Below are 20,047 nucleotides of genomic sequence, written 5' to 3'. Positions count from 1 at the left end.
CCCTCTGCGCGCCATGCCGCTGGCGCATGTCCCGGCCTGGTCAGCAGTGGGCGCAGGGCTGAGCTACCATGACCAGCATGACTCTCAGCCGACAACAAATCACCTTGCTGATCACCCTGACTTTGGTCTGGGGCTTCAACTGGCCCATGCTCAAGCTGGGTGTGACGAGTTTTCCACCGCTGTCGTTTCGCAGTTTGAGCATGTGGGTGGGCTTGCCTTTTTTGGCGCTGGTGCTCTGCTTCAAAAAAGTGTCTTTCAAAATCCCGATGGCCGACTGGAAAGAGTTGTTTGTTCTGGTCGCCACCAACATGCTGGTCTGGCATGTCCTGATCATTTTGGCCGTACAAAACCTCTCGAGTGGTCGCGCGGCGATCCTGGGTTACACCATGCCGATTTTCTCGGCCATGTTTGGCGTGTTCTGGTATGGCGCCTCACTCAAGTGGCGTGGCTGGCTGGGTGTGGGGGCTGCTGCTTTGGGTGTGGTGTTGTTGCTTTGGCACGAATTCAGCAGCATTTCCGGCAAGCCCCTGGGCGTTTTTCTGGGGCTGGTGGCCGCGGCTTTTTGGGGTTTGGGGACGCAGCAAATCAGGCACACCCGCATTCAGGTGCCCACCCTCGCGATTGTGTTCTGGATGACCTGCATGAGCACCTTGCTCATGAGCGCTTTGGCCTTTGTATTTGAGCGCTCCGATTGGGGGCCACCCCCCGACATCACTTGGTGGTCGATTCTCTACAACGCATTCGGGGTGTTTGTTTTTGCACAGGCGGCCTGGCTGTCGCTGGCGCGCAGTTTGCCGCCTCTTGCATCGACACTGAGTGTGATGTTCATTCCTGTGCTGGGTGTATTCAGTGGGGCCTACTTTCTGAATGAAGCCTTGCATTGGCAAGATTGGGCGGCTGTGCTGCTGATCGTGGTGGCCATCGCTTCGGTGTTGTGGCCCACGGCTGCAAGCCCGGCAGACCCGGCAAGCGCCAAGCCATCCGCCAAGCCCTGATCCAGATGCGCCAGGACCCTCTACTTTTAAGCGCTGCTGCCCTGCAGAATGCCTATGCACAGGGCTTGACCGATCCTCTCAGTCTGACGCGGACGCAACTGGCCCGCACAGAGCAGCGCAACCCGCAGTTGCATGCCTTTGTGCATGTGTCCGCCGATCTGGCGCTGCAACAAGCCCAAGCCAGTGCCAAGCGCTGGGCAAAGGGTGCGCCGCTCGGGCCCCTCGACGGGGTGCCGATGGCCTTGAAGGACAACATCGATGTGGTCGGCATGCCTTGCACCGCAGGCACAGCAGCTTTTTCGCAGCGCTTGCCGGATCAATCTGCCACGGTGTACCAGCGACTGTCCGATGCCGGGGCGATCTTGCTGGGCAAGCTGAACATGCACGAGGCCGCCTTGGGCGCTACCACTGACAACCCGTTTTACGGCCGGTGCATGAACCCCTTACGGGACGGGTTCACCCCCGGCGGGTCAAGTGGCGGCTCGGCTGCGGCCGTGGCGGATCACTTGTGCACCATCGCGCTGGGGACCGACACCATGGGATCGGTGCGCATTCCGGCAGCGTATTGCGGTGTGTTTGGTTTCATCCCGACGCAAGCGCGCATGGCCATGGACGGCATCGTGCCTTTGAGCCCCACCCTGGATGTGGCGGGCGCTCTGGCCAGCAACGGGTTGGACCTGGCCAAGGCGGCAAGCTGCATCTTGGGCTTGTCTTCGTGGCCTGTGCCCCAGACAGCTGCCTGGCAGGGCCTGCGCGTTGGCCTGTTGCCGCAGACCACCGATGTGGAGATGGCGCCTGCTGTGCTGGAAGCCTGGCAGGCCACGCAAGAACGCTTGCAAGTGCTGGGGGCTGTTTTGCAGCCTGCAAGCCTGCCCGACTGGCGCCCGGCATCCAGCCGTTTGCAGGCCTTGTTGATGAGCGAGTGGGAGGGCGCTGACTACTGGTTGGGTGCCTTGGGGCCCGAGTTGCCGGGCTTGAGCGCGGACCTGAAAAAGATGCTTTGGTACGGCGCCAAGCTGAGCCCTGAAAAGAGGCTCGGCAGTCAGGCGGCCATTTTGGGTTTGCGTGCGCAGGCGAGCCGCTTGTTTTCAGTCATCGATGTCTTGCTTTTACCGACCACACCGCAAACCAGTTTTGCGCACACCCAGTCCGCACCTGCCAGCCAGGCCGACTTTGCTTGCCTGGCCAACATCCTGGGCGCGCCCGCCTTGTCGTTCCCTTGCCCGACAAATGGTCTGCCGGTGTCGTGCCAGTTGCTGGCGGCGCCCGGTCAGGATGAGCGCTTGCTGTCGCTGGCCTGTGCGCTGGATGGGTTCTGGGACTGATGCTGCGACTGCAGCACGGACCACAAAGACCCGAGTTCTTCGCCTTCAGGCAGCGCCAGACAACTCCCTATGAGTTCTTGCGCCTGCAGGCTGGTCAAGCCGCTGGCGGTTAACAGTTCTTGGGCTTTTTGTTTCACCTGGTCGGGACTCAAGGGGTTCTCTGGGTCGCCCAAAACGCTTTGCACTTCATGGGCTGCTGTTCGCCCATCTTTCAGGTGCACTTCGAGCCGAGCGCCAAATCTTTTCGGATAAGCCTGCTCTTGGGCCTGGCCACACACCAGTTGGACCCGTGGGCGCAGTTGTGCGCAGGTGGGATCAGCCAGCCCCGCTGGCGAGGTGGCCTCCAGCCCGAATTTGCCATGGCACAGCGCCCAGGCCACACCATGCTGCAGGCTGAACTTGCCTTGCAAGGGCGTTTGCGGAAAAGCCTGGTCGGCAAACGACAGGGCGATGGCATAAGTCTCCAGCCTAAGGGTGTCGATCTGCGCCGGGTTGGTCCCTTGCGCATGCAGGTGCAAGGCGCATTCGATGGCCGGGTGCACATGCCGACAAGCGGGCCAGGGCTTGAAGCTGACCTCGTGCAGGCGCCAGGCGCTGTCAGCCCCGACTTGCAGCAAGGACCGTGCGCGTGGTGCGTCCAGTGTGGCGCCGGTGGCCTTCAGCCAACCCAGCGGCCCTTCCAGAATCGACAAGGGCCCAGTCATGCCTGCTGCAGCCAAGTCGGCCGCCACCAGTCCCGCCTGTGCACTGTGCCCTGTGGCCATCTGTTTGGCCAGACCTGGCTCAAGGCGGCATTGCCAAACCCCGGCCGACTGCATGCCCGCCAAGGCCAGCGCGTGTTGCATTTGCGTCTTGTCGAGCTTCAGCAACTTGGCGCAAGCCATGGCGCTGGCAAAGACGCCCACGGTGGCCGTGCTGTACCACTGGGCATAGTGGGCGGGGCCACTCAGCAGGCCCAGCAAAATGCCGGTTTCATAACCCAGTACCAGAGCTTGCAGCAATTCGTCAGCGCTTGAGTTTTCGCGCTGTGCCATGGCCAGCGCCGCAGGAATAACCGTATCCCCCAAGTGCACCACCGCTTCGCGGTGCACATCATCGAGCTCATGGCAACTGCCCAAAGAACCATGCCAGCGGGCCGCTTCAGCGGCGTTCAACCCGGCGTGTCCACAAACCCAGACAGGGCCGGGGGCTTGTTTGAGAGACCACCGCTGCAAAACATCGCCGACCTCGGTGGTCTGCCCAAGATGGGCGCACCCCATCCAGTCGATCAGGTGCAGCGCAGCGCGCTGGCGGTCTTTCAGGTGGACGGGCCGGTGCAGGCCATCCACCAGCCACTCGCTCCAGGTTGGCGTGGGGTGGGGGTCAGCCATCAGCGGCCCTTGAATTGGGGCGCCCGCTTTTCATTGAAAGCCAGTACGCCTTCACGCCGATCCTCGGTGTCCACCAACTGGTTGTAGGCCTCGACCTCAAACCGGTAGGCCGTGCGCAACTCCATCTGACCGCCGTAACGGATGGATTTCTTGATCTGCCGAACCGACAGGGGCGCATTGCGGGCCAGTGTTTGTGCGGTGCGCAGCGCCTCGTTGTGCAACTGCTCGGGCTCTATGACCTGATTGACCAGACCCCACGTCAGGGCTTGCTCTGCCGTGAAGGATTGCCCCGTCATGATGAGTTCTTTGGCGCGGCGCTCGCCCAGCGCACGGGGCAGGTTTTGCGTGCCTCCCATGCCGGGCATGATGCCCAGCGTCACTTCAGGCAGTGCAAAGCGAGCACGGGTGCTGGCGTAAATGAAGTCGCAGCACAAGACCAGCTCCAGTCCGCCGCCATAGGCATGGCCATTGACGACTGCGATCACGGGCAGCGGCAAATCCACCAGCGCCCAGTATTGGCGTTCAAAGATTTCATGTTGATGCGTCCATTGCGCCCGTGTCATGCCATTGCGCTCTTTCAGGTCACCGCCTGCGCAAAAAATCTTGGGGCCGGCGCCCGTCAGCATCACACAGCGCAGACCCTGCGGGTCGTCGGTCAGGCTCAACCAAAGGTCGAGCAATTCCTGCCCCATGCGGGTGTTGATGGCATTGCCGACATCGGATCGGTTCAGGGTAACTTGCAGCACGCCATCGGCATGCGTTTGCAGTTGCAAGGTGTCCCAGGTTTCAGGAAGTGCCATGTGTTTGAACCTGCTCAATAAGACTTGGGCATGCCCAACACATGCTCACCCACATAAGACAGGATGAGGTTGGTCGATATGGGCGCCACTTGGTAGAGGCGGGTCTCGCGGAACTTGCGTTCGATGTCGTATTCGGCCGCAAAGCCAAAGCCGCCATGGGTCTGCAGACAAACGTTGGCCGCCTCCCAGGAGGCATCGGCAGCGAGCAACTTGGACATGTTGGCCTGGGCCCCACAAGCCTGTTGTGCATCAAACAAGCGCGCCGCTTCGTAACGCATCAGACTGGCAGCCTCGACGTTGACAAAGGCCCGCGCAATTGGAAACTGGATGCCTTGATTTTTGGCGATCGGGCGGTCAAACACCACGCGTTGGTTGGCATAGTCCCTGGCCTTGTCGACAAACCAGTAACCATCGCCAATGCACTCCGCGGCGATCAGGATACGCTCGGCGTTCAAGCCATCCAGGATGTATTTAAGCCCTTTGCCTTCTTCGCCAATGCGGTTTTCAACCGGAATTTCCAGGTTGTCAATGAAGATCTCGTTGGTCTCGTGGTTCACCATGTTGCGAATGGGCCGCACGGTGATCGATTTGCCCACGGCTTCGCGCAAGTCCACCAGAAACACCGACAAGCCTTCCGACTTTTTCTTGACCTCTGCCAACGGGGTGGTGCGGGCCAGCAGCAGCATGAAGTCGGAGTGTTGCAGGCGGGAGGTCCAGACCTTTTGGCCATTGACGATGTAGCGGTCGCCCTTGAGCTCGGCAAAGGTCTTGAGTTGGGTGGTGTCCGAGCCGGTGGAGGGCTCGGTCACAGCCATCGACTGCATGCGCAGCTCGCCGCTGGCCACCTTGGGCAGCAGAGCTTGCTTTTGAGCCTCAGAGCCGTGGCGAACCACACAACCCATCACGTACATCTGACCATGGCACGCCCCCGAGTTGCCGCCGGCCCGGTTGATCTCTTCCATGATCACGCTGGCTTCGACCAGGCTGAGGTTGGAGCCGCCGTATTCCTCGGGAATCAAGGCCGACAGCCAGCCCGCAGAGGTCAGGGCCTGCACGAACTTTTCCGGGAAGGCACGGGCCTCGTCGATGTCTTGCCAATAGCGGGAATCAAATTGGAAAACGACGCTGCGCACGCCATCGCGCAGGGACTCAAAATTGTTATCGGGGTGCATGGTTTTCTCAGTTGGGTGCGTACTGTTGTCCACCGTCAACGTTCAACACGGTACCGCTCAGGTAACTGCAAACGGGTGAGGCGCAATAGACGGCAAGTTGGGCGATTTCATCGGGTTCGGCCAAACGGCCAAACGGTAATTTTTGGGTCATTTCCAGCCAGCGGGATGCGTCGCCCAGCTTGCTGGCCGCTTGTTGTTTGAGCACGCCTTCAATGCGGTCGCTGCGGGTGGGTGAGGGGTTGATGCCGAACACCCGGACACCCTTGCGCACGCTGCCAGCACCAATGCCCTGGGTGAAAGCAATCAGTGCGCCATTGGCCGCAGATCCGCAAATGTATTCGTAGCGTGGCGCTGCTCCGGCCATGCCGATGATGTTGCAAATCACACCGTGGCCGCGAGCCTCCATGGCCCCCAAGTACAAACGGGTCAGGTTGATGTAGCTGAACAGCTTGAGTTCCCAAGAAGCGCGCCAAGCATCTTCGGCAAGGTCGTGGATGCTCCCGCCTGGAATGGCGCCTGCGTTGTTGACCAGAATGTCCGCGGCCGGAAACAGATCGAACAGGGCACGGTCTGAGCCGTGCAATGACAAATCAATTTCGGCGATGTCAGGCACGGGCAAGCCCTCTTTGGCAAAGGCTGCCAAAGCGTTGTCGAGGTTGCTGCGCTGACGCGAAACCAGCACAGGCCGGGCGCCCTCGCGCGCAAAATTGAGCGCAATGGCCAAGCCAATGCCCTTGGACCCACCGGTCACGATGACTTGTTTTTGATCAAGATGGAGGTTCATGTTGGGGCCTCAAGTGAGGCAAGCCGCAGGGGCTTGCGTGCGTTGCGAGAAGTAGGGTGAGGCGTGGTGTTTCAAGGGGCTGCAGGTGCGGGCACCTGGGCGGTGTACCAGTCGGCAATCTGGGATCCGTTCATGAAGCACACCTGTGGTGACTTCATCAGCAAATCGAGCATGCGCTCGAAGCTGGCAAACCGGTGGGGCACGCCCATCAGGTGGGGGTGAAGGCCGATGGCCAAAACCCGTGGGTGCGTGACCGCTTCGCGCTCGAACAAGGCCAAAGTGCGGGCCAGACGTTCGTACATTTCATCGCTGGTGTGCTTTTCGATGGCGTAGATGATCGAGTCGTTGATTTCCAGGTTGTAGGGCAAAGCCAGCAAGGGGCCATTGCGGGTTTGCATCCAGCTCGGCACATCGTCCACCACCCAGTCAAAGACATATTCCACGCCTTGCTTTTTAAGAAGCTCGGGCGTGTTAAGGGTCTCGCGAAGTCCTGGGCTTAGCCAGCCTTTCGGGCGTTGGCCCGTGAGGCTGGCAATCATGTCCAGGCTGCTGGCAATCAGTGATTCTTCAGACTCTCCTTGGTTGTGGTTCAGACTTTTCTGGTGCACGCCATGGCCTATGAATTCCCAGCCCGCATCGTGCATGGCCTGCGCCGCTTGGGGGTAAGCAGTGATCACCCCGGCATTGAAACTGGTCGAGGCCGGCAGGCCGCGGTCTTGAATGGCCCGCATGATGCGCGGCAGGCCTGCCCGCATGCCGTAGTCGGCCCAGCTGAAGTTGGGCACATCGGGCACCGTCTCTTTGCCATGGGGTGGCGTGATGATGGTGCGCGGCATGCTCGACTCAAATTGCCAGTGTTCCACGTTCACCACCAGGTGCACCATGATGGCGCCCTGAGGCGAGGCCTTGAGGGCCGGCCCATCGTTGGAAAAGCGGTAGGGAATGCGCGGGTTGGCCATGTCAGTGTCGGATGAGGTTGAGGATGTCAAGCTTGAGTGACGCGAAGGTTTCGCTGGCCGTGTCGGCCACGGTGCGTGGTCGGCTCAAGGGGACAGTGATCTTGGTCTGGATGCGGCCAGGACGGGCAGACATCACGTAAATCGTGCTGGCCAGAAAGATGGCTTCATCGATGTCGTGCGTGACAAAGATGATGGTGGGTTTGAGTTGTTGCCACACCGTGAGCAGCAGTTCTTGCATGGTCAAGCGGGTTTGAGCATCGAGCGCACCAAAGGGCTCGTCCATCAGCAACACGCGAGAGCCCAATGTCAGGATGCGCGCAATGCCCACCCGCTGGCGCATGCCGCCAGACAACTGCACGGGCAAATGGTTCTTGAAGTCGCTCAAGCCCACGATCTTGATCATTTCATGGGCGCGGTCTTCGTATTCGCTGCGCGCCATGCCCTGCACCTTGGGGCCAAAAATCACGTTTTCCCAAACAGTCAACCACGGGAAAAGGGCAGCCTCCTGAAAGACCACGCCCCGATCAGGGCCCGGCTTGCCCACGGCTTGGCCATTGACCTGCAATTGGCCCTGGCTCGGCTGTTCAAACCCGGCGATCAGGTTGAGCAAGGTGGATTTGCCGCAGCCCGACGGCCCCAGCAAAGCCACCAATTCACCCGGTTCAACTTGCAGGTCGATGTCTTCCAGAGCCTTGACGGGCGTTGCCCCCGGGTAGGTCTTGTAAAGGTTTCCGATGGAAATATGGGACATATATTTTTCAATGGCTTTGCAGGATGCGCCAGACCAAAACCTTGCTTTCAATGAAAACAATCAGCCGGTCACTTAAAAACCCCATGATGCCAATTGACACCATGTCTGCCAGAACAATGTCCATGCGGCCCACGTAGTAGGCGTCCCACAGCACATAGCCCAGCCCGGATTTGACGGCCACCATTTCGGAAACGATCACAGCCGTCCAGGAGATGCCCAGGCCGATGCGCAAACCCGTGAAGATGGAGGGCATGGCCGATGGCAAAACCACACGGTAAAGCAGCTGACTGCGGCAGGCACCCATCATCAGCGCAGCGCGCACGAGGTTGCGCTCGACGTCACGAGCGCCTTGGGTGGTGTTGATCACGATGGCATAAAAGCCGCCCAGAAAGATCAGGAAGATGGCCCCCATGTCGCGAATGCCAAACAGCGCAATCGAAAACGGCAGCCATGCCGTGATGGGGATCGGGCGCAAGCTCTGAATCAGCGGGTCAAACAGTTGCTGAACCAGACGACTCCAGCCAATCAGCAAGCCCAGCGGCACACCCAGCAAGGCGGCGAGAGTAAAGCCCTGAGCCACCCGCATCGAGGAGTATTGAACGTTGGCCAGCCATGAGCCCAGGTAGGGGTTGAGGCCCATGCCCGGGGATGCAAAGATCCAGTCATGCCAACCATCCAGAACTTTCATGGGGGTGGGCAAGATGCCCGCCATGTCGGGTCTGCTGCCCGCAATTTGCCAGATGGCCAGCACCACAGCCGGCACCAACATGCCAATCAGCGTTCGCCGAAAGGTATCGAATGAAGCGTTTGCCATGTGGGTGCTGCCTGCTTACTTTTTCAGCTCAATGACCATCGAGTCGTCGTAAAGTGCGGCGGCTTCCTTGGTCACATCTTTTTGCACGATGCCTTGCTTGAAGGCGGCTTCAGCCAGACGCGAGACCTGGTCTTTGTTCAGCACCCCACCCAGCTTGATGATCTTGGCCGATTCCTTGGTCACGTTGAGGGGCAAGCCGGTGTACTTGGAATAGGCATCGGCAAATTGGTCCTTGCTCTTGCTCAAGGTTTCTTCGGCCTTCAGGTAAGCCCACAAAAAGCGGCGCACCAGTTCTTTCTTTTGCGCCATGGCTTCACCAGAAGCGGCCAGCAGCCCCAGCTCTGCGCCCACGGCGCGGGACTGGCTGTACTCTAGCTTTTGCGAAAAGTAAGCATCGCCTTCAGCCACAGCCTGTGATTCAAAGGGCTCCCACAACACCATGGCATCGATGTCACCGCGTTTCATCGCCTGAACAAAGGCAGTGCCGCCGCCCTGCACGTTCACGGGCGTGAACGAGTTGTAGGGAATGTTTTTCTCGACCAGGGTCATGGCCCACTGGAACCAAACAGCCGAGCCGGGAGCAATGGCAATTTTCTTGCCGGTGATGTCTGCCCAGTCATCGATCTTGACCCCTTTGCGCACCACCAGGTATTTGGGGGAGCTGGCCACGCCGGTCAGACCGATCAGGTTTTTACTGCCTTGCCCGGCCACGATGGCCAGGTCACCGGCGCCCACAGCCGACACGTCCACCGAGTTGGACAGCAGCGCGGTTCTGGCATCGGCGTAGCGCACGAATTCGGCACGCTTGACCTCGATGTTCATTTTCTTGAGTTCTTCTTCGACCAGCAACATGGGCGAAAGGTGACCCACCTTGACGTAGCCCACGGTGAGGGTGGCTTTGTCTTTGAGTGGCGCAGGGGCTGGGCCCAGTGCCATGGCCATGCCTGTCGAGACCGACAGCGCAAAGCCGATGAGGGATGTCAAAAGTTTCATCTGAATACTCCTGGTTAATGGCCGGTGAAATGAGGGGGTCGCTTCTGTGCGAAAGCCAGCCGGCCTTCCGCATAATCGTTGCTTTTGAAACAGGCGTCGATGGCGGTTTTCACTGACGTCATGTCTTTTTCATCTTCTGCCAGTGCCACCAGTGTTTTCTTGGCGGCCTGAATGGTCAATGGTGCGTTGGCTGCAATCTCATGAGCCAAGGCGGTGCAATGGGCCAACACATCGTCAACAACTGCAAGGACCATGCCCATTGCCTGTGCACTTGGTGCGTCATAGACCTTGGCGGTGTAAAAGGCCTCTGCGGTGGCCTGGGGGCCGAGGTTGTTCAATATGCTTTTCATGTTCTCGCAGTCGTAACCCAGGCCCATGCGAGCAGCGGGCATGCGAAAGCGTGAATGGGGTGCTGCATAGCGCATGTCGCAGCTCAAGGCCAGGCCCAGCCCGCCGCCGTAACAAATCCCGCTGATGGCCGCTATCACCGGCACACGGCATCGAAAAATCGCTTGCTGTGCACGCTTGACCATGTGGTTGTAGTGGGCAACCGAGTCTGCTGAGTTGCGCTGCGTTTCGAACTCGCTGATGTTGGCGCCCGAGACAAACGATTTCTCGCCTGCGCCACGCAGCACGCAAACACGCACTTCAGGGCGCTGGTCAACCGCTTCAAATGCCTGCAGCAAGTCTGTCCACATGGCCAGGCTCATTGCGTTGTGCCGTGCGGCGTCGTCGATGGTGATCTGTGCCACGTGGCCTTCGACAACCAGATCGATTCGACCTGCCGTCATACAACGCCTCTAGCATGAAAGTCACTGATGGCGCTGGCCGAAAACCCAAGGTCAACCAGCACCTCGTCGGTGTGCTCACCCCAGCCCGGCGCGGGGGCAACCACCTTGGAGGGGGTGCGGCTGAGCACCACGGGTTGGGTGATGAAGTGCATGTCCTTGCCAAACTGGGTGGGCAGCGTGGCGGTCACATTCAGGTGCTTGACTTGCGGGTCTTCAAACACCTCGGGCACGGTGTAAACCGGGCCTGCAGGCACGCCCGCCTGGTTGAGCAAGGAGACCCACTGGTGAACGGTTTTTTTCTTAAATTCATGGGTGATCAGTTGGTTCAAACGCTCCCTGTTCTTGACGCGCAGGGGTTCGTTGATGAATTCGGGGTCTTGAAACCACGCCGGCTTTTCCAGCACTTCGCAAAAACGCTTCCAGTTACCCTCGCCCGATGCGCCCAGGTTGAAACAGCCATCGCTGGCTTGAAACAAACCCATGGGTGAGCTGGTCGGGTGGTTGTTGCCCACCTGAACGGGCACATCCTGGTCGTTCAGATAGCGTGCCATCTGGAAATCCATCATGGCAATTTGTGAATGCAGCAAAGAGCTTTGCACCCATTGGCCTTGCCCCGAGGTCTGGCGTTCAATCAAGGCCACCAGAATGCCGATGGCGCAGTACAGGCCGGCACTCAGGTCCGCCACCGCCAGGCCCGCCCGAATGGGCCCGTGTTCCGGCTCGCCGGTCACGGTCATGAGGCCACCCATGCCTTGGATGATCTGGTCAAAACCGGGGCGCCAGGCATAGGGGCCATCCTGGCCAAAGCCCGAAATGCTGGCCAGAATGATGCGCGGGTTGATGGCCTTGAGGGACTCGTAATCCAGGCCCAGGCGGTCTTTGACATCGGGCCGCCAGTTTTCCACCACCACATCGGCTTCGGCGACCATGCGTTTGAGGATGCCCATCGCCCCCTCTTTTTTGAGGTTCAGCGTCATGGAGCGTTTGTTGCGGTTGATGTTCTGAAAATCGCCCCCCTTGCGGTTGGCTGCAAACATCGCCTCGTTGGGGTCGACCCCTTCAGGGGGCTCGACGCGGACCACGTCTGCACCAAAATCGGTCAAGATCCGCACGCAATTGGGGCCGGCCCTCACCCGTGACAGGTCGATGACCTTGAAGCTCGAAAGTGCAATGGAAGCTTGAATTTTGGGCATATATGTGGATTTGGACGTCTTTAAAAACAAATCGCCCGCCCATAAATATATTTATAGCCCATATCTGTATTCAAAGCAATATGACAAAATATCGGTGTTTGCCCTGAGAAAGCCCCATGAAAGTCAGCGACCAAATCCGTTTGCACTTGGAAGAAGCCATTTCCAAGGGCGATTTGTTGCCCGGGGATGCCATCGACGAAAGCGGCCTGTCGGAGCGTTTTGGGGTGTCAAAAACACCCATCCGGGAGGCGCTGATCCAGTTGCAGGCACAAGGTTGGGTCAGCAACATGCCCCGGGGTGGCAGCACCGTGGCCAAGATGAACCTGCAGCAACTGCTCAGCTTGTGGGAGTTGCTGGCCGAGCTGGAGGCTGTGGCCGTGCGGCTGGCCTGCGAGCGCATGGGGCCAGAGGACATGCAGCGCTTGTTTGCATTGCACGAGCAAAGCCGCCAAGTGGCTGCAGCGGAGGACTTGCAGGGCTGGCAAAAGCTCAATTTGCAATTTCACGAGCTCATTTACCAAGGCACCCGCAACCCGTTTTTAAGGCAAGAGGTTTTGCGCATCCGGTTTCGCACCGGTGTTTACCGCAGGCACGCGTTTGGCGCCTTGGGCCGCTTGCAGGCTTCGTTTGACCAGCATGAAGAAATTGTTCAGGCCTTGAAGCTGCGAGATGCCGAAGCGGCTGAGACGTCCATGCGCGACCACATGCGGCCTGGTCGCGATGCCAAAAGTCTCAATGACTTCATCCTCAACTTGCCCACGGATCTTCTGGCGGCCCAGTGAATCGGCGCCATGGGGCGCCCCCTTAAAATGCCCGAATGACCTTTCTTGACATGTTGCGCGACGCCGAGCGCCAAAACGGCTCCATGCTTTGCGTGGGCCTGGACCCTGAGCCCACCAAGTTCCCGGATGGCTACAAAGGCGATGCCAACAAGATTTATGACTTTTGTGCCCGCATCGTGGACGCTACGGCCGACCTGGTCAGCAGTTTCAAGCCCCAAATCGCCTACTTTGCCGCGCACCGAGCTGAAGGCCAGCTCGAACGCCTGATGAAACACATGCGCCGTGTGGCCCCGCACGTGCCCATCATTCTCGATGCCAAGCGTGGCGACATCGGCTCCACAGCCGAGCAATACGCCAAAGAGGCTTTTGAGCGCTACGGCGCCGATGCCGTGACCTTGTCCCCTTTCATGGGTTGGGACTCGGTTGCACCTTATCTTCAGTTCGAGGGCAAAGGCGCTTTCTTGCTGTGCCGCACCTCCAACCCGGGCGGCGATGACCTGCAAAACCAGCGTCTGGCCTCGGTCGAGGGGCAGCCGCTGCTGTATGAGCACGTGGCCCGTCTGGCCCAGGGCCCCTGGAACCTGAACGGCCAATTGGGCCTGGTGGTCGGCGCCACCTACCCCGCAGAGATTGAACGTGTTCGCGAAATCGCGCCCACCGTTCCGCTGTTGATTCCCGGCGTGGGCGCACAAGGCGGTGACGCGGTGGCCACGGTCAAGGCCGGCTGGCGTGGCAACCTCGACGGCAGCAGCGCAGGCTCGATCATTGTCAATTCGTCGCGTGCCGTGCTCTATGCCTCGAGTGGCAAAGACTTTGCCGAAGCCGCTCGCAAGGTCGCCATGCAAACCCGCGATACGCTGGAAGCAGCCAAGGGCTGAGCTCAGCGTGAGCCGGGGTGCTCTGCAATGAATTCACAGTGCAGCATCAATGCGCGTTTGCGTGCCATTGCCGTTGGCTTCGAAATGGGCAAGGACATCTGGTGAACCTCTTGCTGCGTTCGATTGTCCAGTGAGTGGTGCGATGGTCTTGGACCACTACCGGGCCAAAGAAAGACTCCCAGTGATCAAGACTTGTATTCAAAAATTTCAAAGCGCTTTGAGTGCCGCCGAGCGACAGGTGTTGCAGCAATGTTTGCAGCAGGCCGTGCAGGTTGTGCCAGAAGACGCTGTGCCTTGGTATCTGAGCGATGCGCAGTCGCCAACAGGGTACTTCACACCAGAGCATGCGGACCTCATTCTCAATTGGCGTCAAGACTGGAAGCGCGTGCCGCATGGATTGGTTTGGGATACGCCTGAGCGCAGCCATGCGTCGCGCAGCCTTGCTTTGGCAGCGCTTGCACTGGCGTTGCGCGAATTGGGTCATATCACTGGCTGGCGCAACGAAAAATTCAGTTACTGGTCGGATGCGGATATCTTGTCGCAGGGGCGGTGCGCTGAACCTGCGGCTGCCTTGACGTCAGCATTTGAAATGGAGCGTGCAGCATTTCGATTTTTTGGTTTGCGCAGCCACGCCGTACATGTCAATGGTTTTACAGAGGAAGGTTTCATGTGGTGTGGGCGTCGCTCGCAGAGCAAACCTACCGACCCTGGCATGCTTGACAACATCGCTGCGGGAGGTTTGCCTGTGCGTGAGTCTTTGCAAAGCTGTGTTGTCCGTGAAATGGCGGAAGAGGCAGGCTTGTCTGAAGGTCTTGCTCTGACAGCAGTGGCCAATGGCCAAGTGACAACCTGCCGAGCCGTGGCCCGAGGTTGGCACCATGAAGTCTTGTGGGTTTATAACTTGAGGATTCCCGCTGATGCGCAGCCCCTCAATCAAGATGGTGAAGTGGCCGAATTCAGTTTGTTGTCCCCAACGCAAGTGGTTGAGGCCATTGCTGCAAAGAGCATGACTGTTGATGCGGCATGCGTGATTTCGCATGCTGTGTTGCACCCGACTGTGCTTGCTTGAGCGATGTTCAAAACCCGCGATGTCGACCGCGGGCCAGATTCAAAACCAATCTATTTGTGGCCAGTCCCGTTTGAAGGCCTCGGCACGCAGCTTTGGATCGCCTTGTGTGACGGTTGCATGCGTCACGGCTTCCAATAAAGGCAGATCGTTGATGGAGTCGCTGTAACCCCATGTTTCAAGTTGTTCCCAGTTGAGAGATTGTTCGGTACACCAGGTCAAGAGCCTTCTGACTTTTCCTTCGCGCATGTTCAACACGCCACTTGTTCGTCCTGTGAACAAGCCATCTTGAATTTCTGCTTCTGTGGCGATCAATTCTTTAATGTCCAAGTGCGCCGCAGTGAGTTCCGTGATGAATCGGTTGGTGGCGGTGGTCATGACGACGCGGTCGGCATTGGCCTGATGGGCTTTGATTTGGGCTATGCCGCCCCCACACAGGCGAGGAACGACCCAAGCGCTTAAAAATTCTTGACGCAACGGCTCCCAATCTTGGGGGGACTTCAAGGTCAAGGTGCCAATGTAGAACTCGCAAAACGCCTGTACATCGACCGCACCCGATTTGTAGCCGTGCGCCATGGTCAAGTTTTTGGCCGAGAAGATGGCCTTGTCGAGCAAGCCTTTGTCAATGAGGAAATCACACCACAGCTGATCGCTGTCGCCATCAAGCAAGGTATGGTCTAAGTCGAAAAGAGCCAGTCGCATGTCAATTGCTGCGCAAGTGCCAAGCCTTGGGCCGTGTGAAGGTGGCCAAGCCTTCGCGTGACAAAGTGAGGCCGACACCTGATTGACCGTAGCCGCTCCAAGGTAGGCGCGGGCTGACGCGGTCACAGCAGTTCCAATACACAGTGCCTGCGCGAACTTGCGAAAGCACTTCGCGGGCGTGTTGTTCTTTGGGTGTGTAGACGCCAGCGGTCAATCCGTATTGGGTGTCGTTCATCAGGCGAATGGCCTCTGCATCGTCGTTCACTTTTTGGATGCCAATGATGGGGCCAAAACTTTCGTCGCGCATGAGGGCCATGCTGTGGTTCACTTTGTCAAACACAGTGGCTTCAAACCAGTTGCCTTTGCCACCCATAGGGCCTTTACTGCGTTGGCCACCCAACAAGCAGCGCGCACCTTTGGCTTTGGCATCGGCAATTTGATCTTCCAACACTTTGATTTGAGGCGCACGGGTCAGTGGGCCAAGGTAGGTGTCCGCAGCCAATGGGTCACCCATTTTGAAGCTGCGCACTGTATCGACCAGTGCTTGTACAAACTGATCGTGGATGCTGGCGTGCACATAAATGCGCTCAACAGAGCAGCAGCTTTGTCCCGCGTTGTACATGGCGCCATCTGCCAAAGATTGTGCTGCGATCACAGGATCGGCGTCTGCGCAAACATAGGTAGGGTCTTTCCCGCCCAATTCCAGTTGCAGCTTGGTCATGCGCGGCCCCATCACATTGGCAATATGTTGGCCTGTGGCCAAGGAGCCGGTAAAGAACATGCCGTCAAGTTGCTGTGCCAGCAAGGCGTTGCCAGTGTCTGCCGTACCAATCAGCGTGGCAAAAACATCTTCAGGGATACCCGCTTCGTGCAGCAAGCGGCCCATGGCCAAGCCACTCATGGCCGCAAATTCGGAGGGTTTGTACAAGACGGCATTGCCCATCAGCAAGCCAGGCACAAACACATTGCCACCCACAAACCACGGGTAGTTCCATGCGGAAATGTTGCCAATCAAACCCAGAGGAATGTGTTGGATTTGCTCGCACATGCCGTCTTGGTGGTAAAATGTTTCGGTTTTGAGGATGCCTTCGGCTTCTGCCAAAAAGAAATCCACGCGACCTAGAAACCCATTCAACTCATTGCGTGAATGGCCCAGGGGTTTGCCTGTTTCTTGCGACATGATTTTGGCCAAGTCGTCGAGTTGGGCTTGAACAAAACCGCGGAAGCGTTGAATACAAGCCATGCGCTCAGACAAGGGGGTGGCGGCCCAAGCTGCTTGCGCGTTGCGCGCTTTTTGTGCCTTGACGGCCACTGCAGCACCATCGTCGATGGGTAGTTGCGAGATCAGTTCTTCGGTTGCGGGATTGATGACGTCGAGCAGTTTCATAAAAGTCCAATGGATTCGGTGATTCAAGGGGCAGGTTCAATGAGTCGCAGTTCAGCGGATTATTTTTGGCGAGCTGCGTTCAAGAAGTCTGCCAGGATGGGGCTGTCGTCCAAGGTGCCTAGCGCCGGTTTATGGAATTCAGGATGCCATTGCACGGCCGCCACATAAGCCTTGCCTTGATGGCGTATGGCTTCAGGGATGCGGTCGTGAGGGCAGTAAGCTTCCACCACGAAATTTGGGGCCAGATCTTTCACGCCTTGATGGTGAATGCTGTTGACCTTGGCCAAACTGGCGCCGCCTAGCAACTTGGAAAGTTTGCTGCCAGGCTCAAACTGAATTTCGTGCATATTGAGGTCGTATTGAGCGCCATCTCTGTGCACCAAAGCCTCAGGTCTTTGCGTGGCAATGTCCTGGTACAAGGTCCCACCAAAAGTGACATTGATCATTTGCATACCGCGGCAAACACCCAGCACAGGTTTGCCAGCAAGCACAAAGGCTTCAATGAGTTTTTTCTCATAAGCATCGCGCACTCGGTCTCCTGTCCAGCGCGGGTCCATCACTATTTCGCCGTAGCTGCCTGGCCAGACATCGCTGCCGCCCATGAGCACCACACCATCGAGCCATTCAGCGTAATCGGCAATCTGTGCATCACCCACTTGTGTGTCGCCTTCGGGCGAGGGGATCATGACGGCCAGGTCGCCTTGCGACATGACCCAATGCGCCACAGACTGTTCAATGTATTGAAGGGTCTTGCCTTTGAAAATAGGGCGTTCGTTGTCTGGGTGAAAGAAGCACGCCGAGATGCCAATTTTGAGTCGTTTGGAATTGGAAGACATGAAAAGCCAAACCTCCAGTTACATGGCTGCCTTGAACAGTTTTTCAAAATCGGAAGCAGTGCAAGGGCGTGGATTGGTTTGATGGCAAATGTCGGCGGTGGCAATTTCAACCAAGCGCGCCATGTGTTTAGGCTTCACGCCATGGGAAGACAAGGTGCCTGTGATGCCAATCGAGGTTTTCAATTCTTTGAGCCAGGCCACAAAGGCACTGCCGCCACCTTTGACATGGCAAACATGTGCCAATTCGTTGAATTTTTCGGGCACGGCTTCATGGTTCCAAGCCATTACCACATCGATCATGAGGGCGTTGGCCAAGCCGTGGTGCATGTCGACCACGGCGCCTAATGCGTGAGCGCAAGAGTGCACAGCGCCCAAATCTTTCTGGAAAGCAATGGCGCCCATCATGGACGACATCATCATGTCGCTGCGGGCTTTGAGGTTGCTAGGCTGATGCACGGCTGTGTGCAGCGCTGCTGCCCCTATGCGGGTGCCTTCCAAAGCAATGCCATCGCACAAAGGGTGGTACGCGGGAGACAAATAGCTCTCAATGTTGTGCGTCAGGGCATCCATGCCGGTGGCTGCCGTGATCTTGCCTGGCAAACCCACGGTGAGTTCTGGATCGGCAAACATCGTTTGCGCCAACAACTTGGGATGGAAGATGACGCGTTTTTGATGCGTGTCGTCTTCGCTCACCACGCTAGAGCGGCCCACTTCAGAACCCGTACCCGACGTGGTGGGCAGGGCGACAAAGTAGGGCAGTGGACCGGTGATGCTGCGAGCCTTGGGATGGTCCCATGCGTATTCCAAAATAGGGCCATCATGGGTGGGGGACAAGCCCACCACTTTGGCCACATCTAATGATGCGCCACCACCCAAACCAATCACGCAATCGGCCTGGTGTGCTTTGAAGGCAGCCCCGCCTGCAGTCACTTGTGAGGCGGTGGGGTTGCCATGTACGCCAGCATAAACGGCCACATCCAAACCGCCTAAGTGGCCAATGAACTCGGCCATGAGGGGCAAGTCGGCCATGGCTTTGTCGGTGACGATGAGGGGTCGTTTGAATCCCAAATCCTTCAAATGTTGACCCACCAATTTGCGGGCACCCACGCCAAAGTGAATGGGGGTAGGAAATGAAAACTTGTGAATGCTCATTGATGCGTCCAGTCTGATCTGCAAATTGCAATTAAATGATTTCGAAATAGCGTTTGAGTTCCCAATCGGTCACGCCATCGAGCCATTGGCGCCATTCCCACTCACGGGTGGCAGCAAAGTGATCCACAAATGTATCGCCCAACCAATCGCGTGCCACTTTGGACTGTTGGAAATTGCGGGTGGTTTCAATCAAGGTGCGGGGCGCACGGGGGATGTTTTCAGCACCGCCGTTGGTGCCGTATATGGGAGGAGCTGTTAGCTTCATGCCTTTTTCAACACCGTCCAAGCCTGCGGCAATGACCGCAGCCATGGCCAAGTAGGGGTTGACGTCAGCACCGGGGCAGCGCGTTTCCAAGCGGGTTGATTTGGGCGAGCCTGAAATGACCCGGAAGCTGGCCGTGCGGTTGTCCAAACCCCATGTGGGTTTGACCGGTGCCCAGAAGCCATCCACCAAGCGCTTGTAGCTGTTGATGGTGGGCCATAACATCGGCGCAAATTCCATCAAGTGAGCCACTTGGCCAGCCAAGTAACTTTCAAACACCTTGCTCATGCCATGCCGGCCTTTGGCATCGGCAAATAAATTCTTTTTGCCATCGCTCAGACTTTGGTGAATGTGGCCGCTGCAGCCAGGCAGAGCGGCATTCCATTTGGCCATGAAGCTGGGCATGATGCCAAAGCGCGCGCCAATTTCCTTGGTGCCTGTTTTGAACAAGATGGCGCGATCGGCTTGTGTCAGGGCATCGCAGAAGGCAATGGCTGCTTCGTACACGCCAGGACCTGTTTCGGTATGCAGGCCTTCGATGGGTACACCAAATTGCAGCATTTCATCCTGAATGGCGTTGAAGAACTCACGGGTTTGGTTCATGCGCAGCAAGGAATAGCCAAACATGCCGGGCGTCAAGGGCGTGGGTTCGACACCCTTCTTGTTCTGCCATGAATGCGAGTTTTCTAAGAAGTTAAACCATTCGAACTCCATGCCACACATGGGGTTGACGCCTAAGGCTACGCTGAATAAGTCCACCGCATTGGGTGCTGTTTCGTTATAGGTCGATGAAACAACAGACCCTTGCCCTAGCGGCCGATGCAGGAGCCGGATTCGAACAATACCGTCGCGCAACCAGGCGCGACGTGTTCCTCTCCACAATGAATGAGATCGTTCCGTGGCATGCGCTATGCGAAGTGATCGAGCCGCATTACCCCAAGCCGGGCAATGGTCGCCCGCCGGTGGGACTTGAGCGTATGTTGCGCATGTACTTTGTGCAGCACTGGTTCAACTTGGCCGACGAGGCTTGCGAGG

General features: G+C 58.0%; 22 protein-coding genes. 6 read left to right on the top strand and 16 right to left on the bottom strand.

What is annotated here, in order from left to right; genetic code table 11:
* Positions 1-77 precede the first annotated feature (77 nt).
* Positions 78-995 (top strand): DMT family transporter, encoded by a 918-nt coding sequence (locus B9Z45_RS11585; RefSeq protein ID WP_108407433.1) that lies wholly within the window; start codon positions 78-80, stop codon positions 993-995.
* On the top strand, positions 935-2,320 hold the full coding sequence (locus B9Z45_RS11580; protein WP_108407379.1) for an amidase: 1,386 nt from the start codon (positions 935-937) through the stop codon (positions 2,318-2,320). The genes B9Z45_RS11585 and B9Z45_RS11580 overlap by 61 nt, the downstream gene beginning before the upstream one ends.
* On the opposite strand, the gene B9Z45_RS11575 is transcribed toward B9Z45_RS11580, so the two are convergent.
* The 10 genes from B9Z45_RS11575 to B9Z45_RS11530 form a co-directional block, all read right to left on the bottom strand.
* Positions 2,266-3,690 carry an MmgE/PrpD family protein gene (locus B9Z45_RS11575; RefSeq protein ID WP_108407378.1) on the bottom strand — a complete coding sequence of 475 codons (1,425 nt, stop codon included), beginning with the start codon at positions 3,688-3,690 and terminating at the stop codon, positions 2,266-2,268. The genes B9Z45_RS11580 and B9Z45_RS11575 overlap by 55 nt on opposite strands.
* The gene (locus tag B9Z45_RS11570) at positions 3,690-4,490 is read right to left on the bottom strand and encodes an enoyl-CoA hydratase/isomerase family protein (RefSeq protein WP_108407377.1); all 801 of its coding nucleotides are present in this window, start codon (positions 4,488-4,490) and stop codon (positions 3,690-3,692) included. The genes B9Z45_RS11575 and B9Z45_RS11570 overlap by 1 nt, the downstream gene beginning before the upstream one ends.
* A gap of 14 nt (positions 4,491-4,504) precedes the next feature.
* Positions 4,505-5,662, bottom strand: a complete 1,158-nt coding sequence (locus B9Z45_RS11565; protein WP_108407376.1) for an acyl-CoA dehydrogenase family protein — start codon at positions 5,660-5,662, stop codon at positions 4,505-4,507.
* A 7-nt stretch (positions 5,663-5,669) separates the two neighbouring features.
* Positions 5,670-6,446: a short-chain dehydrogenase/reductase gene (locus B9Z45_RS11560; RefSeq protein ID WP_108407375.1), complete on the bottom strand. Its 777-nt coding sequence runs from the start codon at positions 6,444-6,446 to the stop codon at positions 5,670-5,672.
* A 71-nt stretch (positions 6,447-6,517) separates the two neighbouring features.
* Positions 6,518-7,405, bottom strand: a complete 888-nt coding sequence (locus B9Z45_RS11555; protein ID WP_108407374.1) for a polysaccharide deacetylase family protein — start codon at positions 7,403-7,405, stop codon at positions 6,518-6,520.
* 1 nt (position 7,406) lies between these two features.
* Positions 7,407-8,156 (bottom strand): ABC transporter ATP-binding protein, encoded by a 750-nt coding sequence (locus B9Z45_RS11550; protein WP_108407373.1) that lies wholly within the window; start codon positions 8,154-8,156, stop codon positions 7,407-7,409.
* A gap of 7 nt (positions 8,157-8,163) precedes the next feature.
* A complete protein-coding gene (locus B9Z45_RS11545) occupies positions 8,164-8,970 on the bottom strand; it encodes an ABC transporter permease (protein WP_108407372.1) in 807 nt (268 codons plus the stop codon).
* Between the two features lie 15 nt (positions 8,971-8,985).
* Entirely contained in the window at positions 8,986-9,963 is a 978-nt protein-coding gene (locus B9Z45_RS11540) for an ABC transporter substrate-binding protein (RefSeq protein ID WP_108407371.1), read from the bottom strand.
* Positions 9,964-9,977: 14 nt separating this feature from the next.
* On the bottom strand, positions 9,978-10,754 hold the full coding sequence (locus tag B9Z45_RS11535) for an enoyl-CoA hydratase (protein ID WP_108407370.1): 777 nt from the start codon (positions 10,752-10,754) through the stop codon (positions 9,978-9,980).
* Complete coding sequence (locus tag B9Z45_RS11530; protein ID WP_108407369.1) at positions 10,751-11,947, bottom strand: CaiB/BaiF CoA-transferase family protein; 1,197 nt, start codon at positions 11,945-11,947, stop codon at positions 10,751-10,753. The genes B9Z45_RS11535 and B9Z45_RS11530 overlap by 4 nt, the downstream gene beginning before the upstream one ends.
* A 116-nt stretch (positions 11,948-12,063) precedes the next feature.
* On the opposite strand from B9Z45_RS11530, the gene B9Z45_RS11525 reads away from it, so the two are divergent.
* Together B9Z45_RS11525 and pyrF are read left to right on the top strand one after the other, a co-directional pair.
* Entirely contained in the window at positions 12,064-12,729 is a 666-nt protein-coding gene (locus B9Z45_RS11525; protein ID WP_108407368.1) for a GntR family transcriptional regulator, read from the top strand.
* A 35-nt stretch (positions 12,730-12,764) separates the two neighbouring features.
* Entirely contained in the window at positions 12,765-13,607 is an 843-nt protein-coding gene (gene pyrF, locus B9Z45_RS11520; protein ID WP_199221895.1) for an orotidine-5'-phosphate decarboxylase, read from the top strand.
* Positions 13,608-13,640: 33 nt separating this feature from the next.
* On the opposite strand, the gene B9Z45_RS17615 is transcribed toward pyrF, so the two are convergent.
* Entirely contained in the window at positions 13,641-13,751 is a 111-nt protein-coding gene (locus tag B9Z45_RS17615) for a BrnA antitoxin family protein (protein WP_370445840.1), read from the bottom strand.
* A 37-nt stretch (positions 13,752-13,788) separates the two neighbouring features.
* Between B9Z45_RS17615 and B9Z45_RS11515 the strand changes: the two genes are divergently transcribed.
* Positions 13,789-14,676 (top strand): NUDIX domain-containing protein, encoded by an 888-nt coding sequence (locus B9Z45_RS11515; protein ID WP_158270419.1) that lies wholly within the window; start codon positions 13,789-13,791, stop codon positions 14,674-14,676.
* Between the two features lie 39 nt (positions 14,677-14,715).
* Here B9Z45_RS11515 and B9Z45_RS11510 read toward each other — a convergent pair whose 3' ends face one another.
* From B9Z45_RS11510 to B9Z45_RS11490, 5 genes are read right to left on the bottom strand one after another with little or no spacing between them, the layout of a single operon-like run.
* On the bottom strand, positions 14,716-15,375 hold the full coding sequence (locus B9Z45_RS11510) for an HAD family phosphatase (RefSeq protein ID WP_108407366.1): 660 nt from the start codon (positions 15,373-15,375) through the stop codon (positions 14,716-14,718).
* A gap of 1 nt (position 15,376) precedes the next feature.
* On the bottom strand, positions 15,377-16,762 hold the full coding sequence (locus B9Z45_RS11505) for an aldehyde dehydrogenase family protein (RefSeq protein ID WP_108407365.1): 1,386 nt from the start codon (positions 16,760-16,762) through the stop codon (positions 15,377-15,379).
* Between the two features lie 59 nt (positions 16,763-16,821).
* Positions 16,822-17,598, bottom strand: coding sequence for a gamma-glutamyl-gamma-aminobutyrate hydrolase family protein (locus tag B9Z45_RS11500; protein ID WP_108407364.1), 777 nt, complete (start codon positions 17,596-17,598; stop codon positions 16,822-16,824).
* Between the two features lie 18 nt (positions 17,599-17,616).
* Positions 17,617-18,750, bottom strand: coding sequence for an iron-containing alcohol dehydrogenase (locus B9Z45_RS11495; protein ID WP_108407363.1), 1,134 nt, complete (start codon positions 18,748-18,750; stop codon positions 17,617-17,619).
* Between the two features lie 31 nt (positions 18,751-18,781).
* Positions 18,782-19,771: a glutamine synthetase family protein gene (locus B9Z45_RS11490; RefSeq protein ID WP_233252181.1), complete on the bottom strand. Its 990-nt coding sequence runs from the start codon at positions 19,769-19,771 to the stop codon at positions 18,782-18,784.
* A gap of 29 nt (positions 19,772-19,800) precedes the next feature.
* Here B9Z45_RS11490 and B9Z45_RS11485 point away from each other — a divergent pair.
* The coding region (locus B9Z45_RS11485; RefSeq protein ID WP_146180858.1) for a transposase at positions 19,801-20,047 on the top strand (247 nt) is incomplete at its 3' end.

This window comes from Limnohabitans sp. 2KL-17, from assembly GCF_003063415.1.
Classification (GTDB): Bacteria; Pseudomonadota; Gammaproteobacteria; order Burkholderiales; family Burkholderiaceae_C; genus Limnohabitans_A.
The sequence above is the reverse complement of the archived record's forward strand: the minus strand, read 5'-3'. Positions and strand labels throughout refer to the sequence as shown.